The sequence below is a fragment of the Helicobacter sp. MIT 01-3238 genome (genome assembly GCF_003364135.1).
Lineage (GTDB): Bacteria > Campylobacterota > Campylobacteria > Campylobacterales > Helicobacteraceae > Helicobacter_B.
Genome location: NZ_NXLN01000027.1, coordinates 1 through 12,476, shown reverse-complemented (window position 1 = coordinate 12,476; position 12,476 = coordinate 1). Strand labels below are relative to the sequence as shown.

At 41.0% G+C, this 12,476-nt stretch carries 9 protein-coding genes and 1 pseudogene; 4 read left to right on the top strand and 6 right to left on the bottom strand.

Annotated elements, in window-relative coordinates:
- Window positions 1-75: 75 nt before the first annotated feature.
- A pseudogene (locus CQA40_RS08890) lies at window positions 76-973 on the top strand (HindIII family type II restriction endonuclease).
- Window positions 966-1,862, top strand: a complete 897-nt coding sequence (locus CQA40_RS08885) for a site-specific DNA-methyltransferase (protein ID WP_115520499.1) — start codon at window positions 966-968, stop codon at window positions 1,860-1,862. The pseudogene CQA40_RS08890 and the gene CQA40_RS08885 overlap by 8 nt, the downstream one beginning before the upstream one ends.
- Window positions 1,863-2,013: 151 nt before the next feature.
- Here CQA40_RS08885 and nikC read toward each other — a convergent pair whose 3' ends face one another.
- Window positions 2,014-3,075, bottom strand: a complete 1,062-nt coding sequence (gene nikC / locus CQA40_RS08880; RefSeq protein WP_115520498.1) for a nickel ABC transporter permease subunit NikC — start codon at window positions 3,073-3,075, stop codon at window positions 2,014-2,016.
- Window positions 3,076-3,370: 295 nt separating this feature from the next.
- On the opposite strand from nikC, the gene CQA40_RS08875 reads away from it, so the two are divergent.
- Window positions 3,371-7,072: an Eco57I restriction-modification methylase domain-containing protein gene (locus tag CQA40_RS08875; RefSeq protein WP_115520497.1), complete on the top strand. Its 3,702-nt coding sequence runs from the start codon at window positions 3,371-3,373 to the stop codon at window positions 7,070-7,072.
- Between the two features lie 127 nt (window positions 7,073-7,199).
- A complete protein-coding gene (locus tag CQA40_RS10900; protein ID WP_147290190.1) occupies window positions 7,200-7,391 on the top strand; it encodes a hypothetical protein in 192 nt (63 codons plus the stop codon).
- Between the two features lie 86 nt (window positions 7,392-7,477).
- Here CQA40_RS10900 and CQA40_RS08870 read toward each other — a convergent pair whose 3' ends face one another.
- From CQA40_RS08870 to CQA40_RS08850, 5 genes are all read right to left on the bottom strand, one after another.
- Window positions 7,478-8,413, bottom strand: a complete 936-nt coding sequence (locus tag CQA40_RS08870) for an ABC transporter permease subunit (RefSeq protein ID WP_115520496.1) — start codon at window positions 8,411-8,413, stop codon at window positions 7,478-7,480.
- Between the two features lie 109 nt (window positions 8,414-8,522).
- Window positions 8,523-8,951 (bottom strand): hypothetical protein, encoded by a 429-nt coding sequence (locus CQA40_RS08865; RefSeq protein ID WP_115520495.1) that lies wholly within the window; start codon window positions 8,949-8,951, stop codon window positions 8,523-8,525.
- Complete coding sequence (locus tag CQA40_RS08860; RefSeq protein WP_115520494.1) at window positions 8,948-9,205, bottom strand: hypothetical protein; 258 nt, start codon at window positions 9,203-9,205, stop codon at window positions 8,948-8,950. The genes CQA40_RS08865 and CQA40_RS08860 overlap by 4 nt, the downstream gene beginning before the upstream one ends.
- A 222-nt stretch (window positions 9,206-9,427) precedes the next feature.
- A complete protein-coding gene (locus CQA40_RS08855) occupies window positions 9,428-11,581 on the bottom strand; it encodes a DEAD/DEAH box helicase (protein ID WP_115520493.1) in 2,154 nt (717 codons plus the stop codon).
- A partial coding sequence (locus CQA40_RS08850) for a DNA methyltransferase (protein ID WP_258864518.1) occupies window positions 11,581-12,476 on the bottom strand: 896 nt, incomplete at its 5' end. The genes CQA40_RS08850 and CQA40_RS08855, both read right to left, overlap by 1 nt.

The following is a 12,476-nucleotide window of genomic DNA, read 5'->3' as shown; positions in this document are numbered from 1 at the left end:
AACAAAATTAAGGTATCATTTCGCGGACTAAACCACTTAAATTTATCTAAAGTAGAATTATTGGAGAGAGAATAAATGTTTAATAAATTCCTTAATGAAATACTAAAAACCTCAAGTGATAAAAATGTAAAAAGTTTCAAAGAGCAATCCCAGCATATTCACAGCTATATTGACAAACTAAATGACAAAGATATAAAGCATATCCTCAAGCAAATCGGAATAATCCCAGAGTGCATACAAGCTAGCCCATCTGCTGAAAAGCTATTCTCAAAATTCTGATATTATCCTTGCTAGAGCGTTTGTTATGCTAGGGCTAAAGTCAAAGGCGATTGCAGAGAGGGCAGATAGTGCAGATGTGATAGCCCAAAGCGTATTTCACAGATATAGTCTTGTCGCAGATGCCAAATGCTTTCGCCTAAGCAGAACAGCAAAAAATCAAAAAGATTTTAAAGTATCCACACTAAGTAATTGGCGTGGTAGCGAACACGAATTTGCAGTATTAGTATCTCCATATTTTCAATACCCAAAAGAGCAAAGCCAAATTTATAAACTAGCCCTTGATACAAATGTTTGCCTTTTGTCTTGGGAGCATATCTCCATATTACTTGAAAATAACATTAGCGAAACGCAAAACCTCTCTCTTGAATCCATTTGGGATAGCTCAAAAATGTTTGCTAGAGAATCAAAAGTAGCGAGCGCAAAAGAATGCTTCATACCAAAAGTAAATAAAATTGTCGCAAAAAAGCTAGGTGTTTCAATAGATGATTTTGTGCAAAAGCTCCAACAATGCAAGGTTGATATAGTTCAAAGAGGGGGAGATGAGGTTAGATATTGCAACGACAAAATAAATGACATCAAAAAACTCACTAGAGATGAAGCAATCAGCGAGCTCATCAAAGAAACAAAACTAAAAGAAAAAATATCTGTCATAAAGTCGTTTATTTCGTCTTTGGAGGTGGGGACAAATGAGTAGAATTGAACTTGGGGATTCTATCGAGCTTATAAAAACCGTCGAGTCGCAATCAGTGCATTTGATACTATCTGACATTCCCTATGGCATTAGCTTTGATGAATGGGATGTGATACACAACAACACAAATTCAGCCCTACTTGGCAAAAGCCCCGCTCAAAGCAAAAGCAGTTTGTTTAAAAGTCGTGGCAAGCCACTCAATGGCTGGTCAGAAGCAGATAAAAATATCGCAAAAGAATACTATGAATGGTGTCTAAAATGGGCTTATGAATGGCTAAGGGTTTTAAAACCCGGTGCGAGTTGTTTTATCTTTGCGGGTAGGAGGATGTCGCATCGCTGTATATGCGCCCTAGAGGACGCAGGCTTTATTTTCAAAGATATGATTTCTTGGGAAAAAAACACCGCTGCATACAGAGCGCAAAGGGTTTCTTGCGTGTTTAATAGGCGAAATGATGAGATAAATGCAAAAAAGTGGGAGGGTTGGAAGATTGGAAATCTGCGCCCGCTTTTTGAGCCTATACTTTGGTTTATGAAACCATACCCAATCGGTCAAACGCTGACAGATAATATTCTAAACTACGATATTGGTGGTTTCAATGAAATAGAGCTCAAAAAATCCCAAATGGACAATATCGGTATTGAGATTTGCTCAAACATTATGAAAGTAAAAACTAAAGATTCTGACCGTGGATTGCACCCCACACAAAAGCCCCTATCTCTTATGGAAACGCTCATAAAACTTGTAACAAAAGAGGGGCAAATAGTCCTTGACCCATTTTGTGGATGTGGGACAACGCTCCTTGCAGCAAAAAAACTCAATCGCGACTACATAGGGTTTGAAATCGACACAAAACACTATGAAAACATTTTAAAGCGAATTAAGCAAGCCTAAATTTCACACAATTTATGCCAATATGTAGGCAAAACAAAATGATAAAAGTAAATCTTGCCAAATCTCGCATTTTCTAGAATCTAGATTCTAGAAAACCCAAAAAACAGACTAAGTCAAGCTAAGTTTCTTTAGGGAATAAATCCCCACAAATCTACTCCCCATTCACATTCACATCAAAGTAATCCCTCAAGCTATCGCCCAGCACATTGCACACCGCCACGCAGATAAAGAGGGCTAGCCCGGGATAGAGCAGCAGCTCGGCATTGCTCCACATATACTCCTTGCCCTCGCTTAGCATTACACCCCATTCTGCCTGCGGTGCTTGCACGCCAAGCCCTAGAAAGGACAGCCCCGCGATATGTAGCATAAAATGCCCTATATCCATCGTGGCGAGCACGAGGCATTGGCTCGCTATGGGCGTTAGCATATTTGCCTTGTAGCTTTGCCACTTGCTAGCCCCCTGCACGAGCGAAAGTGCGACAAACTCCTTGCTTTTTAGACTTAAGCAAAGCGAGCGCACAAGCCGAGCATACCACGCCCAGTGCGTAAGCGCGATAGCGATGATGACATTTGCTAGCCCCACGCCAAGAGCAGCGATAAAAAGCAGAGACAAAACCGCCGTAGGCATAGACAAAAACATATCACACACCCGCATAACCACGCTATCTACGCGCCCGCCATAGAGCGCACAAGCTGAGCCTATGCCGATGCCAAGTGCGAGCACAAGGGCTAGGATAATCGCCACCGAGCCAAGTGAGAGCCTAGCACCAAAAATAAGCCGCGTATAAATATCCCGCCCCAAATGGTCTGTGCCCAGAATATGCGCACTTGAGGCGGGAGAGAGTATGCTACCCAAATCCATAAAATCAGGCGAATAGGGCGCAAAAAAAGGCAAAAACACCGCACCAAGCACGATAGCCACAAGGGCGAAAAACGCGCATTTGCCAAGCAGGCTAAGCCGCTTGAGAGGGGGAGGATTTGTTTTTGTCGTGGTTTTAGCTTGCGTGGGCTTTGGGGCTTTTTGCGCCTTTATCTGTTTAGGGGGGGTTGGGGGGTTGGACGCGATTTTGTCTTGCACGATTTTGCCTTGCGAGGATTTGTATGGCGTGGTATTTGTGAGTGGATTTGGTTGCGTAGATTCTGATTTTGCAGGGGTTGGTTGCGTAGGATTTGTGCTTTGCGTGGTTGATTGTGGCGCATTTGATTGTATCATTTCTTTGCCTTTTTGTTGCTTTTGTTGCTACCTTTGGGGGTTTATTTGCCATTATCTTAAATTTTGCAAAACAAATCATCATTCTACTATACAAAAATCACAAAATCAAAATATACCACAGCAACGCCTCCGCAAAATCACCCTAACAATAAATCGCTTTATCCAAACCACAATACCCCACCACCTCATCTAAGCCCGCAACACCACAGCCGCGCAAAAAGCAAAATCTCATAAAGCCAATAAAGCATACAAAATAATGCTATAATGCGCAAAACTTGACAAAAGGGCGCAAGAAATGTTGCAAATAAATCCTAGAGAATCCCCACAAGAAGTCCAAAGTTTTCTTGGTGGCGAGCTGTATTATAATTCAAAAATCCCCGAGCAGCAACAACAATCTTTCAAAGAACTTATAACAAAGCACTATCTCCCAAAACTAGAGCAAGTCTTGCACAAAGATGAGCCAGACATACTAAAAGACGCCCTCATAGATGAGCTTTTTGGCAAACTTAGCGCATTTAAGCTAAGCCATTATCAAAGCGATGAGTTTGAAGCAGGGCATAAGCAAAATTACTTTGGTAGCGTGGCAGGAAGTGTGGATTTTGTGCTCAAAAAAGATGAGAATGTCGCCTGCATACTTGAAGCCAAAAAGCCCAAAAGTAGCGAAATGATAAGCGCGTATAATGCCAACACAACTGCCTTGCACGAGTGCGTTTTGTATTATTTGCGAGAAAAGGAGCGAGCCAAAGAGCTACACAAACGATTTGAAGTGAAATATATCATCATCACAGATTTTTATGAGTTTTTCTTTTTTGATGAAGCAGAATTTGAAAAATATTTTTATCAAAACGACTATATCAAGGGCTTTTATGAGCGATACAAGTCTTTAATCAAAAACGACTTAGACCAAGAATCCCAAAAACGCAACAAAGATTTTTATGCCGAGCTTAAGCAATATTTTGGTAGCGAGAATTTCAGCGCACAGCTTAAGCCCCTACTGCTAAATCTGCAACACCTAAAAGATGATAAATGCAATATTAAGCCCTTTTTCAAAGCATTTGCACCTGAATTTTTGCTTGATAAATATATCCACAAAAGCGAGATTAACGAAGCATTTTACAAAGAGCTACTCTACATACTTGGCTTAGAGGTAGAAAAAACCAAAGACAACAAAGAAACAAACAAAATTATCCCCAATAATGTAAGTGGCACGGTGTATGAAAATATCTATGAAAACATACCACACCAAGAGGATAAAACCCAAGAAAACATTATCTCACTCATCATCGTTTGGCTAAATAGAATCCTCTTTCTTAAGCTAATCGAGGCAAATCTCATTCGCTTTAGCCCTACCACGCAAGGCAAAGAAGCCCGCAAGGCAAACGCTAGATTTCTAAACACCAAAAACATACAAGATTTTCAAACGCTAGAAAATCTATTTTTCAAAGTATTTGCCAAGCCTCACGATGAGCGCGATGAAGCTTCGCCATTTTTTCATCTCCCCTATCTCAACTCATCGCTGTTCAACCCAAGCCAAATAGAGCACAAACTTATCCGCATACAAACCCTAAGCAACGATAAAGAGCTCCTCCCTTACAAAGAATATAATAAAAAGCAAAAGCACCAAGTGCAAACCAAAATCCCGCTTTTGCGCTATCTTTTGGACTTTTTGGATAGATATGACTTCGGTAGTGGGGAAGAATACGAAGCTGATACGCTGATAAATGCAAGCGTGCTAGGCAATGTCTTTGAGCGCATAAACGCTTATAAAGACGGGAGCTTTTACACGCCAAGCGCGATTACAAGCTATATGTGTGAGGAAAATCTAGAGCAAGTCATTTTGCACAAGTTTAACGAGGCAAACCCACAATGGCAGTGCAAAAATATAGCCGACATAGAATCCGAAATCACAAGGGAAATGAGGCAAAGTAGCGATAGAGAGAGTATAAAGCAAAAATACAAAGATTTTCTAAAAACCACGCTTATTTGCGACCCTGCGGTGGGAAGCGGGCATTTCCTCGTTTCTGTCCTAAACCAAATGATTAAAATCCACTATGATTTGGGACTTTTAAGCAACGAGATTTTGAGAAACAAGCTACAAATTATCGGCGATGAGCTCTACTTAAGCGATTTTTCCTACACCAAGCCAAAAGATGAAGCACAGCCAAGCCACAAAATCCAAAAAGAACTCTTTAAGCTAAAAAAATCCATAATCGAAAACAACCTCTTTGGCGTGGATATAAATCCAAATTCCGTAGAAATCTGCAAACTGCGCCTATGGATAGAGCTACTAAAAAACAGCTACTATCTCTTGCCAAATGACAAAGGCTACACAAAAAATCTTGATTCAAGCATTCATCAAATGCAAACCCTGCCAAATATCGACATAAACATAAAGTGTGGCAACAGCCTTATCTCAAACATTGAGCTAAACATCAGCAAAGACAAGCTAGAAGCACAGCTTAAAGACCTGCTTAACAAAGAGGCAAAGCTAGAGGAAGCCATTGAGATACAAGCGATTCTAAACGACCTAAAAGTCAAACTCCCCAGAGAAATAGAGAAATACAAAAAAGCAACAAACGCCTACAAAGACGAAAAAGACGATGATTTGAGGGCTTCACTAAAGAGTGAGATAAATTCCGCCAAAGGCTTCATACTCAATCTTTTTGTCAAAACCCACCCGACATATCGAGAATTTAAAAGCATTTTTGCAAGCTATCTAAAGACCTATGGTTATAGCGGGGTTGATAACGCAAAAGTGCCAAATGCCAACAAAAAAGAGCTACAAGAATGGATAGAAAAGCTCAATGACTACTTGTTTAAGGCATTTGAGTTTCACAAAACCCTTGATATTCCCAAGCAAGATGACCCGCGCGGATTTGTAGAAAAAGACTTTATCGCCCTAGTAGAGTCTATGAAATCTTATGAAACTATCAAAACACAAGCAAGAGAATACTTTGAATGGCGATTTGAATTCCCCGAAGTGCTAAATGCGAACGGCGATTTTATGGGGTTTGATTTAATCATCGGCAATCCACCCTATGGAAATCTGCTTAGCAAGGAGCAAAAAGACTTTTGCAAAAAGCAAAAACGCTATCTATACGCCGATACAGGCGATACTTACAAGCTATTTATCGAAAAGGGCTTTAATCTGCTAGCACAAAATCGCAATCTTGGCTATATCGTGCCACTTAGCGCAACAAGTAGCGATTCAAATATTGCTTTGCATAAAATGCTTTTGGAGAATTGCAAGTTTATAAAAGTAAGTAGCTATGGCGAACGCCCTGCCAAAGTATTTGGCAATGCAGAGCAAAAAGTCTCAATCATTGGCCTTACAAAAACATTTTCTAAAACCAAAGAACTAATGACAACTTGGATAAATAAACGCTATTCAACGCAATCCCTTAAAGATTTGATACAAGAGCTAAAGTTTATTAACAGCATTGATTTTGTCCGTCAAGGTGCATTTTGTAAAATCAGTTTGCCGATTGAAAAAGACATAATGCAAAAACTCTATGCCCAAAAACAAACACTTAAGAAATTTATGAAAGGTAAAGAGAGTGTTTATTATAGGACTTCGGGTGGTAGGTATTATAAAGTATATACAAGTTATTCTACAAAGTCGAGTAAAGAAGACAGCTTTAATGCGATAAATTCTAAATTAGTCGTAGCTTTAATGTCAAGCACGCTTTTTTATTGGTTTAGAAACGCTTACTCCAATGAGCGAGATAATTATCTTTACGAATTTGAGAGATTCCCTATACCAAAATTTAGCAATGAACAAATCAAGCTACTAGAGAAGCTGGGTAGCAAATACGAGAAAGATATTGAGAAAAACCACGATTATAGCAACGGCGTGAAAACCTACAAAATAAGAAAATCAAAGCATATCATAGATGAAATCGATAGACTAATTTGCCCACTCTATGGCTTAAGTGCGGAGGAAATGGAGTTTATCATAAACTACGAGCTAGAATTTCGCACAGATTCCAAAGACTAAAAAAACTAAGGCAAATTAAGACTCACAAACCAAAGCACACTATTTTGTCATACTGACACACCACTTCTTGCCATAATTAAGGTTTTTTATCGCTTGACACTCCACCTTGTCATAACGCTTTCCACTTTTGCCATACAACACCTTATCTTGTCATACTGAGGGCGAAGCCCGAAGTATCCAAAAAAGCCACAGATTCCCCCCTTGCCACCTCACTTTGCTATACTTTTTGTCATACTTAAGCGTAAGCGAAGTATCTCAAAAACAAAAGAGAGATTCTTTAGTCGCTAGCTTGCTTAAAGATAACAAAAAGGTGCGATAGAGATTTTTCGCATTTTGCAAATGCTCAAAATGACAAAGAAACAACAAGATTATGGAAGCCCAAAAACAACAAAAACCGCCTGCCCCTTATCTCTCCCTAGCAAGTCTTGGGTCTAGCAGCGCGTAGATGATGTCGATAAGTGCGTTGCTTAGCACAAATACCACACACATAAGCACAAAAAAGCACTCTATCACGGGGTAATCGTGATTTGCGATAGCTTGGATAGCGTATAGCCCGATACCGGGCAGGGCGTAGATATTCTCCACCACGAGTGCCGCGCCTAGCAGCTCGCCTAAGTGCATACCCATAGCCGTGATGATAGGAAGCGAGGCGTTATAAAAAATATGCCTAATGGTAATTGTCCCGCTAGGAAGCCCGCGAAGCCTCGCATAGAGGATATGTCGCTCTTTGGCGACTTCGAGCATATTTGCCCGCACAAGGCGCGTGTTTATGCAAAGCGACATTAGCGAGATGCTTATCGCAGGGAGGATAAAGCTCCTCGCCCCCTCCTCAAGCCCAAGCGGGGCTAGCCACCCCAAGTGCAAGCTAAAAAAAAGCATAAGCAAAAACGCAAGCCAAAAATTGGGCATAGACACGCCGATGAAGCAAAACGCGCGGATTATGAAATCTAGCGCGGTGTTTGCAAACCTCGCACCAAGGATTCCTAGCACCACCGAGCCAAGACAAACAATACCAAGCCCGCACGCGATGAGAGCCGCACTCACGGGCAAAAACTCCGCAAAGTCGCTCGCCACCTCCCGCCCGCTCATATAGCTAGTGCCAAAGTCTAGCCTTATCGCGCCCCCTAGCCACGCGACATACTGCTCCAAAATCGCCTTATCAAGCCCAAACTCCGCCCGAAGCTGCGCGATAATCTCTGGCGTGGCGGGAAGCTGGGAGTTTAGCAAGTAGCTCGCCACAGGGTCGCTCCCACAGACGCGCAAAAGTACAAAAATCACAAACGAAGTAACAAGCACGATAGGGATAGTGGAGAGCAGGCGCAGGGCGATATATTTTTTCACATTTACTCCTTTTTGGACTTCGCGCTATTTTTTGGCAATTTTGGCACGCAGGCAATGTAGCAAATGCCGCTTTTGTGGTGTTGCCCTATTTAGCGTTATTTCGTGCTTTTTAATTTTTATGATTTTTTATATTGCCAAGTTTGACAAGCGAGGTAATAATCGCAGGGATAAGCGATAGCCAAGCATTTGGCTTATCTTGCACTACAAGGTAGGCAAATATCCCCAAACTCCCCACGATAAATATAAACGCACTCAATGCGCCAAGTCCTTGCAAGGCATAAAACCAACGCGTATTGCTCCCTCTATCTCTTTGCTCGGCTTTTTCTAGCTCAATGATTTCTTTATCCATTTGCATTTTGTGTTCGGTAGTTTTTTCTAGTAGATTCATAGCCCTATGTGCCAAAGGCTCGGGCAATTTGGATAGGGCATCAAGCTCATTGCCCATAAAAATATTGTTTTGTATATTGAGTTGATTTTGTGGTTTTGTTTTGCTTGGTTGTCTTGGTGAGCTATCTTGCTTTGTGGGCTTTTTATTCATTGTGCCAAGCCCTTTTTATACTCTGTGTCGATTTTTGCATAAAATCTTGCTTGTTTTTGTTGTATGTGCTTTGCTATTTCGCCATATTCCTTGTGGGCTGTCGGCGATTTTGTAGCACCAAACCCGCCCATAAATCCATCTGCAAATCCTTTAATACGGGCATTTTTGCCAAAATCACCCTTGATAATTTTATAAATCAAAAGCCCCAAACCAGCGGTAAAAATGCCAAACAAAAACCATTTTAGCTCTTTCATTTTCTAAGCCTTTTGTTTTAAGTGTTGCGTATTTTAGCATAATTATTTAATCCCTCGTGTTTGCTTAAGCAAAATCACAACCTAAGGATTAGCTCCGCTACCCTTTTAGCACTCGCCTTTTAGTAGGGTAAGGAGCAGGGCGATATATTCGGGTTGGTTTGTCTTTAGGACTTGGAAAGATTCTAAAAGACAGCAAAATCCCCCCGCAAACCCCCCCAAATCCTACCCCTTTAGCCTATCCACCACAGCATTTATAATATCCTCGCCCCCAAACGCCTCCCCGCTAAATCTATCCTTTCCATTTGCATAGCACTTCACAACCCAGCGATTACCCTCTTGCTTTATAGGTATCCAAAAATGATAGCCCCTCATTCCATCTTTTTTAGAAATCGCTTTGTAGATTTTCTCTAGCTCACTTATTTTGCGTGTGTAGTCGCTATCCCCACTGCCAAAAGAATCCACACTTTTTACCTCAAAGATATGGATTTGCTCATCTGTATCTTTTAGCACGAAATCAGGGTAAGAGAAATGCCTACCATTGAGATAATACTCAAACTTTATCCCCGAGTTGTAAGGATAGTTTTTGCCAAATAGCGCGGTTTTTTCGCCATTTATCCTAATGCTTTTTATCAAGCCCTTTTTTGCACATTTGCTTATAATCTTTATCCACTCAATCTCTGCCTTGCTATCAAAGCAAAATCGCTCTCCCTCTTTTTGCCACGCCCATTCCTCCAAAAACTCCATATCCGTGTGATGCTCATTTGCGCTAAAAAAGCTCTCCAATGCCAAAGCTCCCACCTCATCGCAAATCTCCACGCTTTTATCATAGTCTATCACTTCTTTTTCATACTCTCTTTTTATCGCGCCAAAGTTATTTGCAAAGGCATACCACTTGTGTGATTTACTCCCAGCGTAAGCCTTGCACTGCGCTTCTAGCTCGGAGCTAGATTGTAGCTCTTTATAGAGTGTGAAAATATCCTTTTTACCACCGAAATTGCCACTCACATTACCGCCGACTTTACCACGCATATCACCACCAAAATCACTACTACAATCCGCCAAATTTTCTAAAAATTTTTCCGCGCTAAATTCTAGCCTCTCCCCGCTTTTTAGCCTTGTGATTTTTATGCTAAATTCTTTGATGATTTCATTTTCTAAAAACCCTTTGTGGATTTGCCCTTTTAGCCACACTTTTGTTGTGCTTGATTCCTTTGGTTTCACACCATAAATATATGCCTTGCTTATGAGTTCTCTTTGCGCATCACTTAGGGTTTCAAAATCTAGCAATCTTGGATTGCGCCTTACACGCCCCATTACTTGCTCATCTAGTTGAGAGCTTTTGCTATCTCTCATTTGGTAGAGCATACACGCGCGGGGTATGTCCCAGCCCTCGCTTATCACCATTTTAAAGACGATTATATCTATGCTACTATTATTGCCTTTGGCATAGTCTTTCCATTTTTTGATAGGAAGTTTGGCGACTTTGTCGTTACTCTCACACTTGCTAGATTTTTTGCCCTCGCTATTATCTACGATTATCATATATTTTAGCTCACTATGGATTTTGAGTGCTTGTTTTATTTGCTTTATTTCTTTATCTGCCTTATCTTTGTTTGATATTTGGATTATTAAGCAGGGATTTATCCCCACGCCATTTTGCTCATCTAAATACGCCCTTTTTAGCCCTATAAACTCCTCTATCGCGCCTTGTAGTTCCTCTACACTGCTTTCGTTATCTACGCCTTTTAGCTCTATGGATTTTATGAGATTTGCATTTACGGCTTGGGCTTCTGTGATTTCGACATTTGGATTTTGTCCCTTTGCTCTATTGGGCGTAGCAGATATGTTTATGACTTTTTGGAAGTAGCCTTTGCTATCTGCTATCAAGCTATCTAAATTTTTTGTAGATATATGGCATTCATCTTTGATGAGGTAGATTTTTTTGCCTTGATTATGCCCAAGCAAGTCAGGGCTAATGTGGTTTAGGAAATTCACTAGCGCACCCTGTTTGAGTTTGGATTTTTCTTTATACAAGCCGTGAGGCAAAACATAGACATTGTAGTTTGTATCAATATGCAGTGCTTCCTCGCCACTATCATTTGAGTCAATCAAAAAGGGCTTTAGGTGAGAAAATCTCTCCCGCGAAAACCGCTCAAACGCCTTGTAGTTTTGCTCCCCTAAGCCACCCTTTGAAAGCGTGCTTACGACAAAGACGACATTGCTATCCCTATCCAAAATGCGATTCATCAAATCGCTCATCATATAGGTTTTGCCACTGCCTGTGGGGGCTTTGAAAGTTATTTCGCGCTTAGACTCCACGCAGGATAAAAGTTTGCTTACCGCTTCGTTTTGCAAATCAATGACTTCTTGTAGCATTACTCGCCCTTTTCGCGCTCATCACACTCTGAATCTGATTTAATTTCTTCTAGTTTTTCTAGCGTGATTTCAAAGTTTTGGGCTATCCATTTTGCTTTGTCGTGGATATTTTCAAATCGTTCTAATCCATAGTCGCATTCATCGATTGCATCGAGCACGCTTAGATTTTGATTTGTGGAGTGATTTTGGTGTATTCCCCCCTCCCTTGTGGAATTAGCGCATTCTTTTTTGTTATCACTCGCAGAGTTATCACACTCTCTTTCCCCCTCCCTTGCGGAGGGGGCTAGGGGGTGGGTAGTATTTCCTTGCGCGTATTTGCTGATTGTCTCTATTCTATAAACGCATAGATTATCCCCATAAGGCTTATTTTTCTTAATCCACTCAAAATTTTTAGCCCCATCATAGCATTCCCCACTCATTATGCGTTTTAGGCGTTTGGTGGTTACATCTAGGGCTATGCCGTTTGGATTTATATCCGTGATTTCGTTATTGGTTACCAAAATGCACTTGCGATTGCCACTATCTTGGCGATTTAGCTCCATTAGCGCGTGGGCAGTTGTCCCACTTCCAGCAAAAAAGTCTAGGACTATATCAGGTTCATCGTCATATTGAGTTTGCATAGCAAACGAAATATCTCTATGGTTTTCTTGTGTGTTGTCATTTTGAGCGACAAGCGAAAAATCTCTATTGTTGTTATTTTGAACATTAGCGAAATATCCATTTTTGTCATTTTGAGCATTCGTAGAATGCGAAAAATCTCTACAATCTTGAGATACTTCGCTTTGCTCAGTATGACAAGAGTGGCGTTCCCCCTCCCCAAATTGTAAAATTGTGGCGGAGGGGGCTATGGGGTGGGTAGAATGTATAGAATCTAGCTCACGCGCAGAATCCTCGC